This is a genomic window from Myxococcus guangdongensis, from assembly GCF_024198255.1.
GTDB lineage: Bacteria > Myxococcota > Myxococcia > Myxococcales > Myxococcaceae > Myxococcus > Myxococcus guangdongensis.
Genome location: NZ_JAJVKW010000005.1, coordinates 498807 through 521941 on the forward strand (window position 1 = coordinate 498807; position 23135 = coordinate 521941).

Genomic DNA, 23135 nt, shown 5'->3' on the forward strand with positions numbered 1-23135 from the left:
GCGCGCTACCGGGGCTTGGTCTCCTTGGGTGGGGCCGTGCCGAGCTGCCGCGCGTCCCAGCCGCCTCCCAGGGCCTTGATGAGGCCGACCGCGGCGACCATCCGCTGCCCCCGGATGCTCACCAGCTTCTGCTCGGCGCCGAAGGCCGTGGTCTGCGCGACAATCACGTCGAGGTACGTCGCCGTGCCCGCCTTGTACTGGTTCGTCACGATGTCCACGACCTGCCGGGCCGACTGGACGCCTTCCTCCTGAAGGGCGACCTCCTGCTCGAGCATCCTCAACGACACGAGGGTGTCCTCGACGTCCTGGAACGCGGCCAGCACCGTCTGCCGGTAGTTCGCGACGCTCTGGTCGTACTCCGCGCGGGCCGCCTCGGTCTGGGCCGCGCGCAGGCCTCCATCCAGGAGCGTGGCCACCAACTGGGGGCCGAGCGACCACACCAAGGCGGGCGCGCTCAACCAATGCGCGAGCGTCAGGCTGCTGAACCCTCCGGACGCCGACAGCGTCAGCGACGGAAAGAAGGCGGAGATGGCGATGCCGATCTGCTCGTTCGCGGCCGCCGCGGCGCGCTCGGCCGCCGCGATGTCGGGGCGTCGCTCCAACAGGGATGAAGGCAGCTGCGCGGGAATCTCCGGCGGCGTCGCGCGGAGCGGTTCGCGGACGATGGCGAAGCTCGACGCGGGCTCGCCCACCAGCACCGCGATGGCATGTTCGAGCTGTGCCCGCGCGATTTCGTTCTCGGCCGCCGCAGCGCGCGCCAGCAGCCACTGGGTCCGGGCCTGGAGCACGTCCGTGCGGGCCGCGACCCCTTGCTCGTAGCGGTTCTGGGTCAGCGTGAGCGTCCGCTGGTACGCGAGGACGATGTCATCCAGCAGTTGCTGGGTCGCGTCCGCCGCGCGCAGCTGGAAATAGCTCTGTGCCAGCAAGGCCTGCGCGGACAGCTTCGCGTTCGCCAGGTTCGCGGCCGCGCTCTGCGCGGAGGCCTTCGCGCCCGCCACCTGTCGGCGTACGCGCCCCCAGAGGTCCGGCTCCCATGAGGCATCCAGGGCGAGGCTGTAGTCGTTGCCCACGCTGGTCGCGCCCGCGTCCGCGCCCGTTCCGCGCCCTCGGCCCCGGGAGCGCCCCACCGACGCGGAGGCCCCGAGCACGGGATAGGCCCCCGCGCGAGCCTGGGCCACCAACGCCCGAGCCCGCCGATAGGCCGCCTCGAAGCCCGCGACGGTCTGGTTCGCGAGCGCGACGCGCTCCTCGAGCGCGCTCAACGTGGGGTCCTCGAACACCGCCCACCAGACGCCTCGCTCGTGGTGGTCGCTGGGGCGCGCGGGCTTCCAGCCCTCCGTCGCCTCCTTGAAGCGCTCGGGGATGGCGACCTGCGTCCGTTGATAGTCGGGGCCCACCGCGCAGCCGCCCAGCATCACCGTGGCGAGCACCCGGGCTCCCAGCCGGCACGAGCGGATGCGGCCCCACCGGTGGAGGAGGCTGGCGCGACATGGAGGGGGACTCGCGGACATGAGGCTGCTCTCCCGAATCACGGAGCCTTCGGAGTGACGAGGGGGGCGCGCCGGCCGCGCTGTCGTCGGGCCCAGTGTCCGAAGCGGTCCAACGTCAGGTAGATGACCGGCGTGGTGTAGAGCGTCAGGACCTGGCTGACGCACAGGCCCCCGACGATGGCGACCCCCAGGGGCCTGCGCAGCTCGGAGCCGACGCCCGTTCCCAGCGCCAGGGGCAGCGCCCCGAGCAGCGCGGCCATCGTCGTCATCAGGATGGGCCGGAAGCGCAGTCGCGCCGCGCGGTAGATGGACTCGCGCGGGCCCAGCCCTTCCTCGCGCTCCGCCGCCAGCGCGAAGTCGATCATCATGATGGCGTTCTTCTTGACGATGCCAATCAGGAGGATGATGCCGATCAACGCGATGATGGAGAGCTCCAGCCGGAAGAGCAGGAGCGCGAGCAGCGCCCCCACGCCCGCCGACGGCAGGGTCGAGAGGATGGTGATGGGGTGGATGGTGCTCTCGTAGAGGATTCCCAGCACGATGTAGACGGCGAGCAGGGCGGCGGCGATCAACATCGGCTCGGAGGCGAGTGAGGCCTGGAACGCCTGCGCCGTGCCGCTGAAGTCGCCGTGCACGCCGGCTGGCAGCCCCAGTTGTTGGACGGCCGCTTCGATCTGCGTCACCACCGTGCCCAGCGAGGTCCCCGGCTGGAGGTTGAAGGACAGCGTCACCGAGGGAAACTGTCCCTGGTGATTCACGGAGAGCAGCGTGTCGGACGCGGCGAACCTCGAGAACACCGCGAGCGGCACCTGCTTGCCGTTCGCGGAGGGGACGTAGATGTCGTTCAGGCTCTCCGGGCGCCGCCAGAAGCGCTCCTGGACGACCATGACCACGTGGTACTGGTTGCTGGGGGTGTACATCGTCGACACCTGCCGCTGGCCGAACGCGTCGTAGAGCACGGTGTCGATCTGCGCGGGGGTGATGCCGAAGCGACGGGCCGTGTCGTGGTCTACCGTGACGAAGGTCTGCAGGCCCCGGTCCCGCTGGTCGGTGTTGACGTCGACGACGCCGGGGAGCTGCTGCAGCCGCGCCATCACCCGAGGGCCCCACTGCCTGAGGACGTCCAGGCTGTCGGCGGAGAGCGTGTACTGGTACTGCGCCCCGCCTTGCCGCCCGCCTATCACCAGGTCCTGCGCGGACTGCATGAACACGGATGCTCCCGGCACCGCCGCCAACCTTCCGCGAAGCCGGCGGATGATGGCGTCCGCGTTCGTCTTGCGCACCTCCAGCGGCTTGAGTGTCACGAAGAATGAGCCGGAGTTGGTGGAGCCGCTCGTGCCGCCCAGCGTCCCCGACACGGCCTCCACCGCGGGGTCCTCGCCGATGATCTTCGCGTACGCGGTGAACTTCCGGGCCATCGCGTCGAAGGAGATGTCCTGCTCCGCCTGGACGCTCCCGCTCAGCCGGCCCGTGTCCTGCTGCGGGAAGAAGCCCTTCGGCACGGCGATGAACAGCGTCACGTTCAGCGCGATGGCCGCGAACAGCACGAGCAGCAACAGCCCGGGATGTCGTAGCGCCCAGTCGAGGCTCCTGGCGTAGCCGTCGCGCAGCCGCTCGAACAGCCGCGGGTGGAAGCGCGAGCGCGGCTTCGTCCGGGGCGCACGTGCTCGCAGCAGCCAGGCGCACATGACGGGCGTCACGGTCAGGGACACCAGCAACGACACGAGGATGGCCACCGACAGGGTGACGGCGAACTCGCGGAACAGTCGGCCGACGATGCCCTCCATCAACAGGAGGGGGATGAACACGGCGATGAGCGAGAGGCTCATCGACATGACGGTGAAGCCGACCTCGCGCGCGCCTCGCAGCGCCGCCTCCCAGGGGGGAATCCCTTCCTCGACGTGCCGCTCGATGTCCTCCAGCACGACGATGGCGTCGTCGACGACGAAGCCCGTGGAGATGGTCAGCGCCATCATCGACAGGTTGTCCAGGCTGTAGCCCAGCAGGTACATCACCGCGAAGGTGCCGAGCAGCGACAGCGGCACCGCCACGCTCGGAATCAGGGTGGCGCGAACGCTGCCGAGGAACGCGTACACGACGAGAATCACCAGGGCGATGGCCAGCAGCAGGGTGAACTCCACGTCATGGAGCGAGGCGCGGATGGTCGTCGTGCGGTCCATCGTCACCGTCATGTCGATGCCCGCCGGCATCTGCGCCTGGAGGGTCGGCAACATCTGGCGAATGCCATCCACCGTGTCGATGACGTTCGCCCCTGGCTCCTTGAAGACGACCAGGAGCACCGCCTGCTTGCCACGGGCCAGGCCCAGGCTGTGGACGTCCTCGACGTTGTCGTCGGTGACGTCCGCCACGTCCTGGACCCGCACCGGCGCGCCATTCCGGTAGGCGATGATGACGGCGCGGTACTGCTCCGCGGTGAAGAGCTGGTCGTTCGTCTGGAGGGAATAGGTGAGGGCCCCCTCGTCGAACTGTCCCTTGGGCCGGTTCGCGTTCTGCGCGGCGAGCGCGGTCCGGACCGCTTCGAGCCCCAGCCCGTTCTGGTTGAGCACCGTCGGGTTCACCTCGACGCGCACGGCCGGCAGCGCCCCTCCGCCGACAATCACCTGCCCGACGCCGCTCACCTGCGACAGCTTCTGCTGCAGCCGCGTGGAGGCGAAGTCGTACATCTGCCCTCGAGTGAAGGTCTCCGACGTCAACGCGAGCAGGACGATGGGCGCGTCCGCGGGGTTCACCTTCCGGTAGCTCGGGTTGTTCGGCAGGTTCGCGGGGAGGTTGCCCCGCGCGGCGTTGATGGCCGCCTGGACGTCGCGCGCCGCCCCGTCGATGTCTCGCGACAGGTCGAACTGCACGACGATGCTCGTCGAGCCCAGGTTGCTGGCCGAGGTCATCTGGGTGATGCCGGCGATGCGGCCCAGCTGGCGCTCCAGCGGGGTGGCCACCGACGTGGCCATGATTCGAGGACTGGCGCCGGGCAGCTGCGCCTGCACGGAGATGGTGGGGAACTCCACCTGGGGCAGTGGGGCGACCGGCAGCAGCTTGAACGAGAGCGCCCCCAGCAGCGCGATGCCCACGCCCAGCAGGGACGTGGCGATGGGGCGACGGATGAAGGGCTCGGACAGGTTCACCGCGTCTGCCTCGTCGGCGCGCGTGGCGCGGTGTGCCAGGAGAACCAGCGGGAGGCCCCGCGCGAGAGGCTGTCGAAGCCCAGGTAGATGACGGGGGTGGTGAAGAGCGTCAGCACCTGGCTGACGGCCAACCCGCCGATGATGGCGATGCCGAGCGGTTGACGCAGCTCGGACCCCATCCCGCCGCCGAAGGCGAGCGGCACCGCGCCCAGCATCGACGCCATCGTCGTCATCAGGATGGGGCGCAGGCGCAGCAGGCAGGCTTCATGGATGGCTTCGCGCGCGCTCCGGTGGCGCGTGCGCTCGGCCTCCAGCGCGAAGTCGATCATCATGATGGCGTTCTTCATCACGATGCCGATGAGCAGGATGATGCCGATGATGGCGATCATCCCCAGGTCGATGCCGCACAGCAGCAGCGCGAGCAGGGCCCCCATCCCCGCCGACGGGAGCGTGGAGAGGATGGTGATGGGGTGGATGTACGATTCGTACAGCACCCCCAGCACGATGTAGACGACGACGATGGCGGCGAGCACGAGGAAGCCCTCGTTCGCGAGCGAGTCCTCGAACGTCTTCGCCGTGCCCTCGAACGCGGTCTGCACCGAGGCGGGTATCCCGAGCGCCTGCTTCGCCTGGGCGAAGACGCGCACCGTCTCCGACAGGGAGGTGCCGGGCGCCGGATTGAAGGAGACCACGGCGACCGGGAACTGGCCCTGGCGGTGGATGATGAGCGGACCCACGCCCTGGGACACCCGGGTGAAGGCCCCCAGGGGGACGGGGCCTCCCGTGGCGGACTGGAGGTAGAGCGTGTCCAGCGCGAGCGAGGCGCGCTGCAGCCGTGGCGCGGCCTCCAGCACGACGCGGTACTGGTTCGACTGGGTGAAGATGGTCGAAATCTGACGCTGTCCGAAGGCGTCGTAGAGCGCGTCGTCGAACTGCTGCGTGGTGATGCCCAGGCGCGCGGCGGTGTCGCGGTCCAGGTGGAGGTTCATCCTCAGTCCGCCCTCCTGGAGGTCGCTCGACACCTCGCCCAGCTCGGGCTGCTGCTTCAAGTGGTCGACGAGTCGCCGCGTCCACAGCGACACCTCCGCCGCGTCCGGTGAGCCGAGGCTGTACTGGTACTGCGTGCGACTCACCCGGGTGTCGATGGTCAGGTCCTGCACCGGGGACAGGAAGAGGCTGATGCCGGAGACCTCGGCCAGCCGTGGCTGCAAGCGGCGGATGACCTGGGCGGCGGTGACGTCCCGTGCGCCCATCGGCTTGAGGTTGATGAGCATCCTCCCGCTGTTCAGCGTGGTGTTCGTCCCGTCGATGCCGATGAAGGACGAAAGGCTCTCCACGGCCGGGTCCTGGAGGACGACCTCCGCCAGCGCCTGCTGCCGCTCGGACATGGTGGGGAAGGAGATGGACGGGGGCGCGTCGGAGATGCCCTGGAGCACACCGGTGTCCTGGACCGGGAAGAAGCCCTTCGGGATGGTCCACAGCAGCAGCGCGGTGAGCAGCACGGTGGACAGCGCCAGCAGCAGCGTCAGCCCCCGGTGGTCCAGCACCCAGCTCAGCGCGACGTCGTAGCGGTCCACCACCCGCTGGAAGCCGCCCCCCATCACCCGCTCGAAGCGGCTCTCCCGGCCCGGAGCGCGGTGCGAGAGCAGCCGTGAGCACAACATGGGCGTGAAGGTGAGCGAGATGACGGCCGACAGCAGGATGGTCACCGCCAACGTGATGGCGAACTCCCGGAACAGCCGCCCGACGACGTCCCCCATGAAGAGCAGGGGGATGAGCACGGCGATCAACGAGACGGTCAGCGACAGGATGGTGAAGCCAATCTGCCGGGAGCCCTTCAGGGCCGCCTCCATGGGCGGCGTGCCCCCTTCGATGTAGCGGGTGATGTTCTCGATCATCACGATGGCGTCGTCGACGACGAAGCCGGTGGCGATGGTGAGCGCCATCAACGTGAGGTTGTTCAGCGAGAAGCCCAGCAGGTACATGGCCCCGAAGGTGCCCACGAGCGACAGCGGCACCGCGGCGCTCGGGATGAAGGTGGCCGGGAGGTTGCGCAGGAACAGGAAGATGACCAGCACGACGAGCCCGATGGAGAACCCCAGGTCCCACTGGACGTCCCTGACCGAGGCGCGGATGGTCGTGGTCCGGTCGGTCAACACCGCGACCTTCACCGTCGCGGGCAGCGTCGCCTGGAGCCGCGGCAGCAGCTGCTTCACGCTGTCCACCACGGCAATCACGTTGGCGCCCGGCTGCCGCTGCACGTTGAGAATCACCGCGGGGACCTGGTTCATCCAGGCGGCCTGCCGCACGTTCTCCGCGCCATCGAAGACGCGCGCCACGTCGGACAGGCGCACGGGGGCCGAGTTGCGGTACGCGAGAATGAGCGGCGCATAGTCCGCGCTGGTCAGCAGCTGGTCATTGGCGTTGAGGGTGTACGCCTGTCGCGGTCCGTTGAAGCTGCCCTTCGGGGTGTTCACGTTCGCGGCGGCCACCACGGTGCGCACGTCCTCCAGCGTCAGCCCCTGGGCGGACAGCGCGGTGGTGTTGACCTGGATGCGCACCGCGGGCCGCTGGCCGCCGCTGATGCTCACCAGCCCGACACCGGGCAGCTGGGAGATTCGCTGGGCGAGCCGGGTGTCGGCGAGGTCCTCGACCTGGGGCAGTGGCATCACCCGCGAGGTGAGGGCCAGCGTGATGACCGGCGTGTCCGCGGGGTTCACCTTGCTGTAGACCGGCGGGTTCGGCAGGTCGGTGGGCAGCAGGTTGGTGGCGGCGTTGATGGCGGCCTGGACCTGCTGCTCGGCGATGTCCAGGCTCATCGCGAGCGTGAACTGGAGGGTGATGACGGACGCGCCCTCGGAGCTCGAGGAGGTCATCTGGTCCAGGCCGGGCATCTGCCCGAACTGGCGCTCCAGCGGCGCGGTGATGGCGGAGGCCATCACGTCCGGGCTGGCGCCCGGGTAGAACGTCATCACCTGGATGGTGGGGTAGTTGACCTCCGGGAGCGCGGCCACGGGCAGCAGCCGGTAGGCCAGCACCCCGGCGAGCAGCAGCGCCAACATCAGCAGCGACGTCGCGATGGGGCGCAGGATGAAGGGATGGGACATCTAGCGACCGCCGTCCGTCCCGCCCTGGCCGCTCCCGCCCACCCCGAGGCCCGGCGCCGCGTGCGCCTGGACCCGGACGTGCGCGCCGTCGGTGAGCTTGTCGGCTCCCTCCACCACCACCCGCTCGCCCACGCTCACGCCGCGGGTCACCACGGTGTCGTCGGCGTCCGTGGGGCCGAGCGACACGGGCTGGACCCGGACGGTGTCATCTGGCTGGAGGACGTAGACGAAGGGGCCCTGCACGCCGTGCTGGATGGCCGCGGTGGCGACGACGGTCGCGTCGCGGAGCACGTCGATGCGCAGCCGCGCGTTGACGAACTGTTGGGGGAAGAGCTTGAAGTCGTGGTTGGGGAAGTCCGCGCGCAGGCGGGCGGTGCCCGTCGTCGGGTCGATTTGATTGTCGACGGTGGCCAGCGTTCCTCGCGCGAGCAGGCGCTGGTCGCCGCGGTCATACGCGTCCACCGGGAGCGTCTGGTGGGCCTCCAGTCTGGCGAGGATGTCCGGCACGCGGTCCTCCGGCACGGAGAAGATGACCGTGATGGGCCGCAGGCTGTTGACGATGACGATGCCCGTGGAGTCGGCCGCGTGCACGATGTTGCCGGGGTCGACCTGTCGCAGGCCCACGCGTCCGGCGACCGGCGAGGTGATGCGTGAGTACGTGAGGTTGAGCTCCGCGGAGGCCACCGCGCCCTCGTCCGTCTTCACGATGCCCTCGTATTGCCGGACGAGCGCCGCCTGCGTGTCGAGTGTCTGCTTCGCCACGGAGTCCTGGGCGAAGAGGGTGCGGTAGCGCTGGAGGTCCAGACGGGCGTTCGTGAGCAGGGCCCGGTCGCGGAGCAGCTGGCCCTGGGCCTGCTCGAGCTGGACCTGGAACGGACGGGGGTCTATCTCCGCCAGCACGTCTCCCTCGTCGACGAGCTGGCCCTCCTTGAAGGCCAGCCGCATCAGCTGGCCGTCGACCCGGGTGCGCACCGTGACGGAGTGGGTGGGCGTCACCGCGCCCAGGCCGGCGATGAAGACCGGCACGTCGCGAGCCCGGGCCGTGTCGGGGACCACCTGCTGGGCTCGGTCCTGCCCCGCGTCCGCGCCGTGTGGGCCCGCCAGGTGTCCCGCGGCCGCGTCACCGCGTCGCCGGACCTGGAAGACGGCGGCACCGACGAGCACGGCCAGGGCCAACACGAGCCAGGGCCAGCGGCGGCGCCTGGGCGGAGGGGAGGGCTGTGTGCCCTCCGCTCCCGCGGGAGGATGTTCGGAGGCAGAACTCGTGTCCATACGCCCGTGCCGAAGCCCATGGGAGAGGCCGCGTCCTGCTGGGGCCCCCAGGGTGGATACGGGCCCGGGCGTCTTCAATCACCCCGGTGGGGCCGGGGCTCTGTCCATGGCCGACACCTGGCCGTGCGCGGCTCAGCCCCGCGTCGTCGGCAGGGGAACGGCCATCACCGCGTCGCGCAGGTGTCGGGCATCGAAGGGCTTGGCGAGCACGGGGTTCTTCACCTCCTGCAGGAAGCGCTTCGTCTCCGGCGTGAAGGCCCCACCGCTGATGAAGACGATGCGCTCGTGCAGCCCCGGCCAGGTGTCGCGGACGGCCTGGTACACGTCCACGCCCGTCAGCTCCGGCATCATCAAGTCACACAGGATGACGTCGAAGGCGCTGTCGCCCCTCAGTCGCGCCAGGGCCGCGCGTCCATCCGGCACGGTGACCAGCTCATGGCCGCGCAAGAGCCGCCGCATCAGGTCCAGCACGCGCGGCTCGTCGTCCACCACCAGCACGCGCCGGCCCTCGGAGCGGGCGAGGGTCTGGAGGCTCGGCGCGAGCGGTAGGGGGGCTTCGGCGCGCGGCAGGGTGACCTCCACCGTGGTGCCTCGCCCGGGCTCGCTGCGCACGTCGATGCGGCCTCCCAGCGCCGTGACGATGTCGCGGCAGATGGCCAGCCCCATGCCCATGCCCTCACCCGCGCGGCGCGTGGTGAAGAGGGGGTCGAAGATGCGCGGCAGGACCTCCGGCGCAATGCCGCAGCCCGTGTCGGAGACCGACAGCCGCACCTCGTTGGACCCGGCGTGCAGGCTCACGGTGATTCGGTTCTCGGAGACGTGGCCCTCGGGGATGGCGTGCGTCGCGTTGAGCACCAGGTTGAGCAGCACCTGGCCCAGCTTCGTCGACGTGCCACGGACCCGAGGCACATCCTCGCCATAGTCTCGCACCACCTGCGCGCGGTGGCGGAGCTGGTTGGCCGCCATCCTCAGCGTGCTCTCGGTGACGGCCTTGAGGTCCACCGGCTCCGTGGCCTCCACGTGCGTGGAGGACAGGGCCTTGAGGTCCGCGACGATGCGTTGGATTCGCAGCGTGCCCTCCAGCGCCTCGTCCAGCACCTGGAGGCACTCCGCGTCCGTCGGCTCGCTCACGTCGGGCAGCCGCTCGCGCAGGTACTCCAGGTTGCCCGTCGCGTACGCCAGCGGGTTGTTGATTTCGTGCGCCAGCCCCGCCGCGAGGATGCCCAGCGACTGCGCGCGCTGCTCGCGCTCCTTCTCCTGCAACAGCTGCGCGTCCCGACGCTTGCGGTCCACCGCGCTGACCACCACGTGGGCCGTCAGTCGCATCAGGTGCCGCTCCTCGGGCGTCCACTCGCGCGCGGCGTCCACCGAGTCGAAGGCCATCCACCCGAGCAGCCTCCCGGCGAGCAGCAGCGGCGCGGTGATGTACGAGCGCACGCCCAGAAACGCGCAGACGCGCCGCTCCTCGGCGGCCTCGGGCGGCAGCCGCCCCGCGTCCGTCACCGTCACCATGCGCCCCGCGCGCAGCTCATCGAGCGACCAGGGGAAGCTCACCAGCGAGCGCCCGCGGTGCTGCGCCAGCCCATGGGCCCGCATGCCGGGCGAGAACCACTCGTACGCCTCCGACAGGTGCTCGCCGTCATCCGACAGCAGCGTGACGTAGCCGCGCTGCGCGTCGATGTTCCGCCCCAACACCTCCAACGCCGCGCGCACGCCCGACTCCAGCTCGTCCGGAGGCAGGTTGAGCAGCTTCTGGGACGTGTCCGTGAGCAGCGACCAGCTCTTGAGCAAGAGCCCCAGCTCCCCACGCATGCGCCGCAGCGACGCGGCCTCCTGCCGCAACGCCGCGGACGTGCCCTCGGACAGCTCCGGGGCCTGTGTTCCGCTGAGGTTCTCCAGGACGTCGGCGGACCGCTGGAGTCGCTCCAGCAAGGTCCTCGAGTCCGCTGCATCGGCGGACAGCTCCGGGCTGTTCCGCGGCGGCTCCGTCATCGATACCCCCTCCACTCTCCCCGCACGGGCTTCCCCAACCCGTGACGTGGATTTCAGTCGCGCCGGAATAATGCCACTGGTTTGTTCTCTGCATCCAGTGTGCAGTTTTGAAAACTTCAACCCGGCGAAAGGTGGTGTGCGGGGCTCAGAGCGAGGGAGGTGGAGGGACGGTGAGGTGGTCGGGAGTGGGGAAGGAGTGGGGGCGCAGCAGGCGGCCGCCCTTGAAGCCACGCCATTGGACGTAGCGGCGGAAGTCCCGGAGGAAGGCCTCCTGGGACAGGCCCACGGCCTGGGCGAAGGCCTCTGGGAAGTCGGGGCCCTGGCTCATGACGCGCAGGACGCCCCGGGCCACGGGCTCGCCGTAGCGGCGGACCAGGAAGGTGAAGGCGTGGTGGGCGGCGCTGTAGACGATGTCGCTCTCGCGTCGGTAGAGCGAGTCCGCCTGGGCCAGCGGGTCCGCCTGGGGATGCAGGCCGTAGTAGCGGGCCAGGTCCTCGAGGGACGCGGTGCGGTAGCCCTGCTCGGCGGTGTACGAGGCCATGCCCTCGCGGAACCACAGGGGGATGCGCTTGCGCGTCCAGCCCATCCGGTCCGAGGCCACCTGGTACATCAGGCTGTGGGTGAGCTCGTGCAAGAGCAGCTCGTCCACCTGGGATTGGCTGGCGCCCATGAGCGTCCACGTGCGCGGGCTCTGGAGCTCTATCTGTTCGTAGCGGGCCCAGGCCCTGAGGAAGTCGTGGTTGGGGCGGTTGGCGGCGCGCTCGAGGGCGGCGTGGTTGGGGTGGATGATGATGGAGACCGAGTCATCGAAGCTGCCCCAGCGCGCCATCCGGGGCAGGGCGCGCTCGACGGCCAGCCGCACCTGGTCCGCGGCGGCGGTGTCGCGCGGCTGGAACTCCAGGGTGATGCGCGCGCCGCTGGAGGTGGGCAGGGCCGTGGTCTTCGCGAGGGCGCCGGCAGGGACGGCCGGGGAGATGTCCACCGTGCTGCGGCGTGGAGCCTGACAGCCTGCGAGCATGGCCATGAGGGCCGCCCCCACGACGAGGAGGCCCGCGCGTCCCTGTCCGTCCATCCATCCCCTCGTCACGAGCGTCACTCCACTGCGAGCCAGCGCATCACGGTGCGTCCCACGTCGGCGACGGTGGAGAGCGCCTCCACCTCCGGCGACGGAGGCCCGAAGTAGAGCACGGGGACGGGGTGAAGCGTGTGTCCGCGCGTGGACAGGTCCTCCACGTTGCCATGGTCGCTGCACACCATGAGCCGCGCGTCGGCGGGGCGCGTGGCGAGCACCGCGCGCAGGAAGGCGTCGAAGGTGTCCAGCGCGGCGTGGGCGGCGGTGAAGTCCTGGGCGTGCCCGGCCTCGTCCGCGAGGTAGTGCTCGAAGTAGGTGAAGTCCGCGCCCATCGCCACGCGCCAGAAGATGTCCGCGGCCTCCTCGGGCGTGCGCTCGGGCGCGGGCAGCCCGAAGGCGCGCGCGTGGGCGCCGGTGATGTCGGGCGTGATGCCGTCCGCGGCGCGTGCGTCCTCCAGCGTGCGCAGCGGCACGTCGCCCGCGGCGAAGGCCAGCTTGGCGGCGGAGGGCTTCATGCGGCGGCGGGCCTCGGGGGGCGGGGTGAACTCCGGAGGCGAGGTGGTGGGGCGCCGGGGGACACCGAGCGCGTCCAGGTACGCGGCGGGGTAGGCGGTGGCGAACGTGGCCTCGCGGCCGGCGGCGCGCAGGCGCTTGACGATGGAGCGCTCGGCGAGCAGCGCGCGCAGGGCCGCGTTGGGGTAGCCCAGAACGTGCTGGCCGAGGAGCGCGGGGGCGGGCTCTCCGGTGAGGATGGCCGTCTGATTGGAAGCGGACTGGGGCCGACCGGACACACCGAAGGTCGTGTCCACCGGGATACACAGGCCGCCGTCGGGCAGCGCGGGGCTCGGGGCGTCCTGGAAGCGGGAAAGCAGGTGCTCGCGGTGGGCGAGCGGGTTGATGGCCGGGTCCTTCCGGCCGATGCCCACGCCATCGATGAAGAGGAGCGCGACGCGCACGGCTCGTGACTGTATCCTCGAACGCATACCGCATGGCCCTCCACGGCGACCTCTTCAGCTACCCGCTTCCCGAGTTCCTTCAATGGTTGGACAGCTCCCGCAAGACGGGCACGCTCCAGCTCTCCTGGGAGGCCGGCGAGCGGAAGCTCTTCCTGCTCTCCGGTCAGGTGGGGGCCACCGCCTCCGAGGGGCTCCGTGGCCGCGTGGCCCGGCTGCTCGCGCTGGCGAAGCTGGCCTCGGGCACCAAGGTGCTCGCCGCCTTCGATGAGCTGTCGCGCACGCCGGACGTGGACGCCGCCTTCGATGTGCACGGCATCCAGTCGCGGTGGATACGCGACCTGGGCCGCGAGGAGCTCTTCGCGGCGATGACGGATTTGACGATCGCCGGGCGCGGCACGTTCCACTGGACGGAGGACGCGGACCGCTCGGGCGAGGACTGGGTGCCGTCGGACATGGGCATCCGCGAGCTGCTCTTCGAGTCCTTGCGTTGGGTGGATGAGCAGCCGGACGTGGACAAGGCGCTGCCCATCGACGCGCTCAGCGTGCGCGCGCTGGCGCCGCCGAGCCCGAGCCAGCCGCTGATGCACAGAATCATCCTGGGGCTGTGCGCCACGCCGCAGAACCTGGGGCGGCTGCGCCTGTCGATGGGCGTGTCGCGCTCGTCGGTGACGCGGCGGGTGTACGAGCTGCTCCGCTCGAAGCTGGTGGAGGTGGAGGGCGCGCCGCAGGTGGAGGCGGACCCGGTGGCGGAGATGCTGGAGAAGGGCGCGGTGCTGATGCGCGAGGGGCAGTACGACGCGGCGGGCATCGTCTGCGCGTCGCTGCTCGCGAGCGACCCCGCGGACCGGCGCGTGCGCGAGTTCGCCCGGCTGGTGCAGCGCGAGCACGTGGCCGCGCTCTACTCGGACATGCCGCCGCTCCTGATTCCCGTCGTCGTGCACGACCCGCAGGGCATGGCGCTGCTCAAGCCCGAGGAGCGGCAGATCGCGGGCCTCGTGAGCGGGACGTGGGACGTGTCCACCATCGTCCTGGCCAGCCCCTCGCGGGAGCTGGAGACGCTCAAGACGCTGGCGAAGCTGCTCCGGATGGGGCTGCTCCAGCTCACCGCCCCTCGCTGAGGGAGGGGCGGCGGGGCCGGGCCTACTCCGACGCGGGCAGGCCCACCGCGTTGAGCCGCGCGAAGGACTGCATCAGCACGTAGAGCGCGAAGGCCGCGTCGTCCACGCGCAGGTGCGACTGGGTGGAGAGGCCCTGCACGCGCAGCAGGTCCGCGCCGTCCATGCGCAACAGGAACGCCTGCTGCGACAGCGTGCCCTCGCCCGCGTACGCCAGCGCGCGCCGGATGGCGTCCGTGCACGCGGTGACGCAGGTGGAGTAGTTGCCCGCCATGAACGCGGCCTCGGCGGCGCGCGCGTGGTCGAAGAGGTCACCCGGTGCCAGCGCGCTCGCGGCGCCCAGCAGCTTGGGCCCCGCGGACTGGGCCACCACGGCGGGGGCCAGGACGGCGGGCGCCACGGGCGGCGGTGTCACCGGCGGCGGCGTCACCGGCTCCACGCGGGGCGGAGGCGCAATCGCGGGGAACGAGCCCGACGGCCGATGGGGCACGGGCGTGTTGGGCACCACCGCCATCGCGGGCGCATGGCCGCCGGACATCGCCACGGGGGGCGCGGCCGGGGGCTGGCGGTGCTGCAGGTGCTGGGCGAGCTGGGCCTCCAGGCCCGCGGGCTGCACACCGGCGGGCGCCACGGGGCGGGGCGGCGGGACGATGCGCTTGGCGCGCAAATCCTTGATGACCAGCCGTGTGATCGCCTTGAGCGTGTCGAGCACGCCCCGGCCGTTGGTGGCCGCGGTCTCGAAGTCGGGCACGCCGCGCGGGTTGAGCTCCTGGCGCAGCTGCTCCACGGTCAGCACGTGGTCCAGGTCGCGCTTGTTCCACTGCATCACCAGTGGGAAGCGGTCCAACCGGATGCCGTGCTCGAAGAGGTTCTCCTCCAGGTTCGCCAGCGACTCGCGGTTGGCGTCCATGGCCTCCGGCTGCGAGTCCGCCACGAAGACGACGCCGTCGGCGCCCTGGAGCACCAGCTTCCGCGTCGCGTTGTAGAAGACCTGGCCGGGCACGGTGTACAGCGCCAGCCGCACCGAGCAGTCCCCGACGCGCTCCACCTTCACGGGGAGGAAGTCGAAGAAGAGGGTCCGGTCGCCTTCGGTGGCGATGGACATCATCTCGCCTCGATGCGCGGGCCGGACGGTTTCGTAGATTTTCCGCAGCGAGGTCGTCTTCCCGGACAAACCCGGTCCGTAGAAGACGATTTTGGCGGCCACCTCGCGGGCCATCAGGTTCACGCTGCTCACGGTGTCAGCTTTCCTAGAACGACTCGACGCTTCGCGCCAGTTGCGGACGGGACATTCGCGGGGGTTCCCACGAGGTACTCGGCGGCCAGCAGGGCGAACAAGGCCGCTTCCTTCGCGCCTTCTGGAAATCCAAGGCTATCAAGCCGGCGCACGGGGAGGGGAGCCAGTCGCGCTTCGAGTCGCCCCATCAATCGGGGATTCCGTGTGCCGCCCCCTGAGACGTACATCGCCTCCAGGTCCGGCGCTCGGGGAAAAACCCAGGTTTCGTACGCTCTCGCGGTGCTCTCCACGGTGAGCTCCAACGCGGTGGCCAGCAAGTCATTCGCCCGGTCCGGGTGTCTCGCCCAGAGTCGCTCCACGAGTGCGTCTCCGTAGCGCTCCCGGCCCGTGCTTTTCGGGGGAGGCTGGGCGAGGAAGGCGTCGGCGAGCAGCTCCTCGAGCAGCTCCGGAATCACCCGGCCCTCCGCGGACAGCGTCCCGTCCAGGTCGCACGCCAGCCGGTTGTGCGTCGCGCGCCGGGCCAGGCCGTCCAGCACCATGTTGCCGGGGCCGGTGTCGAACGCGAAGGTGTCGTCGAGGAGCGGCCCGACGACGGACACGTTGGCGATGCCGCCCAGGTTCTGGAGCGCGCGAGGGGCCTGGAGTCCTCGGAAGGCCACCCAGTCGAAGTAGGGCACCAGCGGCGCGCCGTGGCCCCCGGCGGCCACGTCCCGGGTGCGGAAGTCGCTGATGACGGGCAGCCCCGTGAGCTCGGCGATGACGGACGACTCGCCGATCTGCAGGGTGGAGGGCACGTCGGTGGTGCCCGGGGGATGGTGGGCCATCGTCTGGCCGTGGGAGCCGATGGCGGCCACGTCCGAGCGCGCCACGCCCGCCTGCTCCATCACCTGGAGCGCGGCGCGGGCGAAGTACTCCCCCAGCTCGAAGTCGAGCCGGCTGAGCGAGTGTGCGTCCTGGGGGCCCAGCATCCGCGCCACCACGTCCGGAGGGAAGGGCGCCGAGACGTGGGACAACAGCCGCAGCCGCGCGCCGCCGCCCGTGCCAGTCACTTCGCACAGCGCGGCCTCCACCGCGTCCGCGCTGGTGCCGGACAACAGCCCGATGCACAGGCGCGGTCGCTCGGAATCGGAGAGAGGAGGAGGGAGGCGCATGCCTCCAAGTCTAAGTCCCGGTCCCCACACGCCGCTTTCGTGGAGCGGGCGGGTGGGCGGCCGATGCGTGCGCGCCCTTACGTCCCGGCCGGCCGAGCGCGCGCAAGCCGTTCTCCTCCAGACGCTTCCGGGCTTCCCGGGCGCCCAGACCGGTGAAGGCCATGGCCACCGCGACCCGCACCTCGCCCCCGGCCTTCGCGAGCAGCGCCTCGGCGTCCTCGCCGGGCAGTCCGGTCAGCTCGGCCACCATGCGCGCGGCGCGGGCCCGCAGCTTCGCGTTGACGGGGCGCATGCCCACCATCCGGCCCCGGTACACCCGGCCCAGCGCCACGAAGGCCGCGGTGGTGATGGCATTCAGGATGAGCTTCGTCGCCGTGCCAGCCTTCAGCCGCGTGGAGCCCGCCACCAGCTCCGGCCCCGTGCGCGCCAGCACCAGCGTGTCCACGTCCGCGCGGGCTCCGGGCGGGTTGCAGCACACCAGCACCGTGTGGGCGCCTCGCTGCTTCGCCTCACGCAGCGCGGCGCGGACATACGGGGTGGAGGCGCTCGCGGAGATGCCGCAGACGACGTCCCGGGGGCTCGCGGCGAAGTCGGCCACGTCCCGGGCGCCTGCCTCGACGTCGTCCTCGGCGCCCTCCACGGCATGCGTCATCGCCCGGCGTCCACCCGCGATGCGGGCCTGGACCTGGGTGGGGGCGCTGCCAAAGGTCGGAGGACACTCACTGGCGTCGAGGACGCCGAGACGTCCACTCGTGCCAGCGCCGATGTAGAGGAGCCGCCCGCCCGCCCGCAACGCAGCCACCACGGCTGTCGCGGCTCGGGCGACAGCGGGTAGCGCGGGGCGAACCGCACGGACGGCGACAACGTCCTCGTCATGTAACCGGCGGACGACCGACCCGAGAGAAAGCAGATCGAGGCCGTCCGCGCGGGGGTGAAGCCGCTCGGTGGGAGGGAGTTTCGTGAATGAAGCGCGAGAGGAACCCACCCCCGAGCGCCCGACTTCAAGCTGCCTTGGTCACCTTGCCCGCTTTGATGCAGCGGGTGCAGGCCAGAACGCGCTCCGTGCGACCCTCGACGCTGGCCCGAATCTTCTGGAGGTTCGGGAGGGTCCGCTTCTTGGTCTTGTTGTTCGCGTGGCTGACGTTGTTGCCGACGAGCGGACGCTTGCCACAGATGTCACACTTCCACGCCATGACCTCTAACTCCTTGAAAACTGGGGCGTTGGACGCCTGCCATTAAAAGAGCGGCGGAACCTGCCAGAAAGCCGCTTGGAAATCCAGCCTTTCAGCCGTTTTGGATCAGCCCTTGAGCGGATCCTTCTTCTTCAACATGTCCTGAACCAGCCGCGCGGCGCGTACGCCCGCGAGCAGCTCGCCCTCCAGGCCCAGGCCCGGAAGCACCTCGCGGCCCGCGAGCAGCAGGTTCTTCACGGGCGTGCGCTGGTTCAACCCGGTGACGCCCAGGAAGGCCTGTGACTCGAAGCTGTAGAGGGGGTGGGGCATCAGCCGCGTCCCTCGGGAGCCGCTGGCGTCCAGGTAGGGGACCGAGCGCAGCAGGCGGTGGGACGCGGTGAAGGGCATCAGCGCGTCGAGCTGCCCGTCGATGCGCACGGCCAGCCCCTGCAGGTGCTCGTCGCCCAGCTCCCGCGCGGACGCGGGGACGAAGACGCCGGCGCACACCACGCGCACGCCCTCCACGTCCTTGCCCTCCTTGCCTCCCGAGGCGGTGGTGCGCGCCGGGTGGAGCTGCAGCAGCATGGGGCCCAGCTCCGCGTCCTGCGTGTCCACCAGCGTCAGCTCTCCCATGCCCCGGGGGAGCGCCGACTCGGGCACCACCCAGTTGACGGTGAAGAGCAGCGACTTCGTGGTGGACTGGTCCAGGTGCTCGAGCAGGCCGCGGTGGTGCTTCTTGTCCGTCACCAGCCTGCGCAGGGCGCCAGAGTCGGTGGCGGCGACGAGGCAGGAGGCGCGGTAGAGCGTGTCCGAGCGCACCAGCTTGACGCCCGCGAACTTGCTGCCGTCGAAGGACATCTCGTCGACGATGAAGCCCGTGGGGCTGTCGCGGCCGAGCACGTCCCCGCCCAGCTCCGCGAGCCGGCGCGTGAGCAGCTCGCGCAGGCCGTCGTGGCCGCCCTGGAACGAGGACGGGGCCGACAGCACCTGGGACAGGGGCCGGGTGAGCGCCAGGGGCGACTCGGGCTTGTCCAGATGGTTGATGAAGGGGCGCAGCCCGCGGATCAACGCGGCCGCGGGGGCGTCCGAGGCGAGCCGGGGCGCGCTCTCCAGGCCGGGGTGGGCCTTGATGAGCTTCTTGAGTCCCCAGCCCTCGAAGAACCCGTCCGGGGGCAGGGCGGGCTGGGCCTTGAAGAAGGCGTCGCTCGCCTCGTGCTGGGCGGTGGTGCCGGACAGCGCGCCCAGGAGCGCCTCGCCCTCGTCACCCAGCTCGCGCGTCACCTCGGCCTTGCGCCGGGCGGCGTCGGCGTGCAGGTCCATGCGGTTCCTGGGCAGGACCAGCTGGAGCTCGGGCGAGTGGGGCCGCAGCGCGCGCTGTACGGTGGTGGTGAGGCCCAGCTCGGTGAGCGCCTCCTCCACGGCGGGCATGGCCTTGAGCGGGGGCGCGACGAAGGGCGCGTAGGGGAGCACGTAGCCGCCGTGCTCGTAGCCGGGCCCCATGCCGTCGTGCTCGACCCAGAGGACGCGGTGGCTGCGCTTGGCCAACAGCGCCGCGGCGAGCGCGCCACCGAGCTGGCTGCCCAGCACGATGACGTCGTACACGTGCCGCGACGGGCCCGAGGGAAGCTTGAGTTTGGCTGCGGACGTCATGCGGCGCGCAACACTACACAACGTCCTCCCGGCTGGCTCCCTTTTGACGAGAGGAAGAGGGCGGGGTGCTCGGGGCCCCGGGCCCTCAGGCGCCCGCGCCGAAGAGGCGGGCCTCCAACTCGGGCGGGAAGGTGGTGAAGTCTGGGAGCGTCCACTGGGCGCCGGCCTGGCGCAATTGGAGGGCCGTGGTGGTGGTGGTGAGGCCCACCACCGGCATGCCCGCGTCCCTGGCGGACATGACGCCGAGGATGGCGTCCTCGAAGGCGAGGCACTCGGAGGGGTCCACGCCTAGCCCGCGCGCGGCGGCCAGGAAGATGTCCGGGAAGGGCTTGCCCCGGGAGACCTCCTCGGCGCCGACGATGCGCTGGAAGACGGGGCGCAGGCCCAGGCCGTCGATGACCAGCTCGCGGTTGCCCTCCGGCGCGGCGGTGGCGATGGCCATGGGGATGCCGGCCGCGCGCAGCCGGGCGAGGAGGGCCTCCGCGCCGCGGTGCAGCCGCAGGTGGGGCCGATACAGGGTGCGGTAGTGGCCCTCCTTCTCGTCGGCCAGGCGCTGGAGCTCCTCCGGGTCCAGGGCGCGGCCGAGGAGCTCGGGGAGGATTTCTTCGTTCTTCCGGCCCGCGAAGCGCGTCTGGAAGTCGTCGGCGGTGAGCGACAGGCCGAGCTTGCGCGCGAGCGCCACCCACGCCTGGTTGTGGAACACCATGTTGTCGACGAGGGTGCCGTCCATGTCGAAGACGGCGGCTCGGAGGGGCGCGTCGGAGGGTGTCATGGTTTCCCACCCATAGCGCGGCCGGAGGGGTGGAGGCGGCCGAATCGTGCGCGCCTGCTTTGGAGGACTGATATTCGGGCCTCACATGAGCGACGGCGTGCGGACAGAGATGCGAGGCGCGGTGGGGGTGGTGACGTTGGACCGGCCCAAGGCGCTCCATGCGTTGAATCTGGAGATGTGCCGGCGGCTGCTGCCCCAGTTGGAGGCCTGGCGTGCGGACCCCGCGGTGAAGGCCGTGGTCGTCCGGGGGGCGGGCGGGCGGGCCTTCTGCGCGGGAGGGGACGTGCGCGCCGTGGCGGCCTCGATGGCGGAGCCCCGGCCTGCCGACGCGGAGCGCCTGTCGCGGGAGTTCTTCCGCGCCGAGTACGCGCTGAACCACCTCATCCACCACTTCGGCAAGCCGTACATCTCGCTCGTGGACGGCATCTGCATGGGCGGCGGGCTGGGCCTGTCCATCCACGGGGCATACCGCGTCGTCACCGAGAAGCTGGTGCTGGCGATGCCGGAGACGGGGATTGGCCTGTTCCCGGACGTGGGCGGAGGCTGGTTCCTGCCGCGCTTCCCGGGCGAGTCGGGGACGTACCTGGGCCTGACGGGCGCGCGGTGCAGCGCGGCGGACGCGATGTGGCTCGGCTACGGGACTCACTTCGTGGAGTCGGCGCGACTGGAGACGGTGCTGGAGGCGCTGGTGGGCGCCGAGTGGGGCGAGGGCCTGTCGAGCGCGGTGGTGGAGCGGCTGCTGAAGGAGTTCCACGCGGACGCGGGGACGTCGGTGCTGGCCACGCAGCACGTGGGGATGGACCGGTGCTTCGCGGCCGAGCGGGTGGAGGACATCCAGCAGGCGCTGGAGGCAGAAGGGACGGCGTGGGCGCAGGAGACGTGGGCCACGCTGGTGCGCATGTGCCCCATGAGCCTGAAGGTGACGCTGCGCCAACTGCGCATGGGTCGCACGCGCGACTACGACGAGATGCTGTCGGTGGAGTACCGGCTGAGCCAGTCGATGACGGCGCGGGCCGACTTCCGCGAGGGCATCCGCGCGGTGCTGGTGGACAAGGACAACAAGCCGCGCTGGCACCCGGGAACGCTGGGCGACGTCTCCGATGCGGACGTGGAGGCGTGCTTCGTGTCCCCGGATGGGGATGAGCTGGTGCTGTCGCGCAGCTGAGCGCTCAGCGTGTGCTGGAGGGGCTCTTCAGGGCCTGCTTCACGAAGTCGACGCAGGCCTCGGGTGCCTCCTCGTGGGGCCAGTGGCCCGCGTCGGGGAGCGTGTCCACGGTGGCGTGAGGCCAGGCCTTCCGGAACCGTTCGAGGACCACCGGAGGGAAGGCGGCGTCGCGCAGGCCCCAGATGAAGTGGACGGGGGTCTTCGCGAACCGCTCACGCCGGTCCCAGAGGGACTGGAAGAAGGGCGTGGACCCCGCGAGGCTCTTGGCGAGGGCCCACAGCACGCGCTCGCGCGAGTCCGCGTCGGGGAACATGAAGGTGTACTGGTTCCACATCTTCTCGGGGCGCGGCCCCTTGCCCCAGGCCGACTTCGCGATGAGGAACGAGAGGTTCACCTTCCGGTACAGCCAGCGGAAGAGCCCGCCGCCCGCCATGCGCGCGGCCCTGGCGAGCGAGGGCTCGTCGACGAAGGGCCAGGCGATGGTGTTGAGGAGCACCACGCGCTCGATGCGCTCCGGATGGGAGAGCGCGTAGTCGAGCGAGATGGGGCCGCCGAAGTCGTGGGCCACCAGGGTGAAGGGGGGCAGGTTCAGCGCCTCGATGACCGCGGCGAAGCGGCGCGCGTGGGCCTCGGGCGAGTAGTCCGCGTCCGGTGGCCGGGGCGACAGGCCGAAGCCCAGGTGGTCCACCGCGATGCAGCGGTGCGTGGCGGAGAAGGCGCGGATGAGCGCACGCCACTCGAAGGACCAGGTGGGGGTTCCATGCACGAAGACGATGGGCGGCCCCTGGCCCTCGTCCACCACTGACAGTCCAGCCACCTCACGCACGTTGAAGGGAAAAGCCTCTCGGTCGACCCAGGCGGGAACTTGCATGGAGGATAGTCAATGGTTCTTGACCAATAAAGTCAAGTAGACTTGACTGGATGAAGAGGAAGGACGCGCTCGAGGATGTGAAGAAGCTTCAGGCCAGCAGCCTGGGTTACGTGCTCATCCGGTGTGGGCAGTTGTTCAACGAGTTGGGGATGCAGGCGGTCAACTCCGAGGCCGGCTACCCGATGATGCGAGAGGTCCACGCGCGCATCCTCCCGTACCTGGAGAATCCGGACGGCGTGCGCATCACGGAGCTCGCGCGCAGCCTGGGCGTGACGAAGCAGGCGGTGCAGCCGGTCATCGCGGAGCTCGCGGAGTTCGGCGCGGTGCGGATTGAACCGGACCCCGATGACGCCCGTGCGCGGCGGGTCGTCTTGACGGAGAAGGGCATCGCGGCCATGCGGCACGGGACGACGAAGCTGGTGGAGATCGATCGGCGGGTGGCGAAGCGCCTGGGCGCGGAGGAGACCCGGGAGCTGCACGGGCTCTTGACCCGACTGTTCGAGGTGCTGAAGGCGCGGGACTGAAGCGCGTGCCTTTGTCGGGGCGGCGTCGTCACTCTTGAGGTGGAGCCGCGAGGCCCGGGGGCGGCGAAGGACAGGGCCTCGTTGTTGGCGTCGGGGATTGCGCCGAGTGAGCACGGCGTCGTGGAGTCGTGAGGCCCGGGGGCGGCGAAGGACAGGGCCTCGTTGTCGGCGTTGGGGATTGCGCCGAGTGAGCACGGCGTCGTGGAGTCGTGAGGCCTGGGGCGGCGAAGGACAGGGCCTCGTTGTCGGCGTCGGGGATTGCGCCGAGTGAGCATGGCGTTGGAGTTCGCCGACGTTGCTGGCGAGCGCGCCTCGTCCGTCGAGGTGAGGGCACGTCGCCGGGCTTCGGTAGAGGCCGCCTCGTGGGCCGATGCGCCGGGTGCTCCGGACGTTGCTGGCGAGCGCGCCTCGGCCGTCGGGGCGAGGACACGTCGTCGGGCTTCGGT

The 23135-nt window shown here is 70.7% G+C and carries 17 protein-coding genes; 3 read left to right on the forward strand and 14 right to left on the reverse strand.

From position 1 onward, the window contains the following. Positions 1-5: 5 nt before the first annotated feature. From LXT21_RS18605 to LXT21_RS18635, 7 genes are all read right to left on the reverse strand, one after another. A complete protein-coding gene (locus LXT21_RS18605) occupies positions 6-1511 on the reverse strand; it encodes an efflux transporter outer membrane subunit (RefSeq protein ID WP_254039479.1) in 1506 nt (501 codons plus the stop codon). 17 nt (positions 1512-1528) lie between these two features. Then, positions 1529-4633, reverse strand: coding sequence for a multidrug efflux RND transporter permease subunit (locus LXT21_RS18610; protein ID WP_254039480.1), 3105 nt, complete (start codon positions 4631-4633; stop codon positions 1529-1531). Then, positions 4630-7740 carry a multidrug efflux RND transporter permease subunit gene (locus LXT21_RS18615; protein ID WP_254039481.1) on the reverse strand — a complete coding sequence of 1037 codons (3111 nt, stop codon included), beginning with the start codon at positions 7738-7740 and terminating at the stop codon, positions 4630-4632. The genes LXT21_RS18610 and LXT21_RS18615 overlap by 4 nt, the downstream gene beginning before the upstream one ends. After that, positions 7741-8919 (reverse strand): MdtA/MuxA family multidrug efflux RND transporter periplasmic adaptor subunit, encoded by a 1179-nt coding sequence (locus tag LXT21_RS18620; protein ID WP_254039482.1) that lies wholly within the window; start codon positions 8917-8919, stop codon positions 7741-7743. It lies immediately after the preceding gene. Positions 8920-9144: 225 nt separating this feature from the next. After that, positions 9145-11004 carry a hybrid sensor histidine kinase/response regulator gene (locus LXT21_RS18625; protein ID WP_254039483.1) on the reverse strand — a complete coding sequence of 620 codons (1860 nt, stop codon included), beginning with the start codon at positions 11002-11004 and terminating at the stop codon, positions 9145-9147. 145 nt (positions 11005-11149) lie between these two features. Beyond that, positions 11150-12076, reverse strand: a complete 927-nt coding sequence (locus LXT21_RS18630) for a hypothetical protein (RefSeq protein WP_254039484.1) — start codon at positions 12074-12076, stop codon at positions 11150-11152. Between the two features lie 20 nt (positions 12077-12096). Then, positions 12097-13032, reverse strand: coding sequence for an alkaline phosphatase family protein (locus LXT21_RS18635; protein ID WP_254039485.1), 936 nt, complete (start codon positions 13030-13032; stop codon positions 12097-12099). A gap of 32 nt (positions 13033-13064) precedes the next feature. On the opposite strand from LXT21_RS18635, the gene LXT21_RS18640 reads away from it, so the two are divergent. After that, positions 13065-14150 carry a DUF4388 domain-containing protein gene (locus LXT21_RS18640; protein WP_254039486.1) on the forward strand — a complete coding sequence of 362 codons (1086 nt, stop codon included), beginning with the start codon at positions 13065-13067 and terminating at the stop codon, positions 14148-14150. Positions 14151-14172: 22 nt separating this feature from the next. Here LXT21_RS18640 and LXT21_RS18645 read toward each other — a convergent pair whose 3' ends face one another. The 6 genes from LXT21_RS18645 to LXT21_RS18670 form a co-directional block, all read right to left on the reverse strand. Next, entirely contained in the window at positions 14173-15384 is a 1212-nt protein-coding gene (locus tag LXT21_RS18645) for a GTP-binding protein (protein ID WP_254039487.1), read from the reverse strand. Further along, positions 15381-16535 (reverse strand): anhydro-N-acetylmuramic acid kinase, encoded by a 1155-nt coding sequence (locus LXT21_RS18650; RefSeq protein WP_254039488.1) that lies wholly within the window; start codon positions 16533-16535, stop codon positions 15381-15383. The genes LXT21_RS18645 and LXT21_RS18650 overlap by 4 nt, the downstream gene beginning before the upstream one ends. A gap of 10 nt (positions 16536-16545) precedes the next feature. After that, positions 16546-17520, reverse strand: coding sequence for an N-acetylmuramic acid 6-phosphate etherase (locus LXT21_RS18655; RefSeq protein WP_254039489.1), 975 nt, complete (start codon positions 17518-17520; stop codon positions 16546-16548). 16 nt (positions 17521-17536) lie between these two features. Then, positions 17537-17728, reverse strand: coding sequence for a 50S ribosomal protein L28 (gene rpmB, locus LXT21_RS18660; protein WP_043403428.1), 192 nt, complete (start codon positions 17726-17728; stop codon positions 17537-17539). Between the two features lie 105 nt (positions 17729-17833). After that, positions 17834-19357 carry an NAD(P)-binding protein gene (locus LXT21_RS18665; protein ID WP_254039490.1) on the reverse strand — a complete coding sequence of 508 codons (1524 nt, stop codon included), beginning with the start codon at positions 19355-19357 and terminating at the stop codon, positions 17834-17836. Positions 19358-19442: 85 nt separating this feature from the next. Beyond that, complete coding sequence (locus LXT21_RS18670) at positions 19443-20129, reverse strand: HAD family hydrolase (RefSeq protein WP_254039491.1); 687 nt, start codon at positions 20127-20129, stop codon at positions 19443-19445. An 85-nt stretch (positions 20130-20214) separates the two neighbouring features. On the opposite strand from LXT21_RS18670, the gene LXT21_RS18675 reads away from it, so the two are divergent. After that, positions 20215-21294, forward strand: a complete 1080-nt coding sequence (locus LXT21_RS18675; RefSeq protein ID WP_254039492.1) for an enoyl-CoA hydratase/isomerase family protein — start codon at positions 20215-20217, stop codon at positions 21292-21294. A gap of 4 nt (positions 21295-21298) precedes the next feature. On the opposite strand, the gene LXT21_RS18680 is transcribed toward LXT21_RS18675, so the two are convergent. Next, entirely contained in the window at positions 21299-22111 is an 813-nt protein-coding gene (locus tag LXT21_RS18680; RefSeq protein ID WP_254039493.1) for an alpha/beta fold hydrolase, read from the reverse strand. A 104-nt stretch (positions 22112-22215) separates the two neighbouring features. Here LXT21_RS18680 and LXT21_RS18685 point away from each other — a divergent pair, with 104 nt between their 5' ends. Further along, positions 22216-22689 (forward strand): MarR family winged helix-turn-helix transcriptional regulator, encoded by a 474-nt coding sequence (locus tag LXT21_RS18685; protein ID WP_254039494.1) that lies wholly within the window; start codon positions 22216-22218, stop codon positions 22687-22689. The last annotated feature ends 446 nt before the right edge of the window (positions 22690-23135 follow it).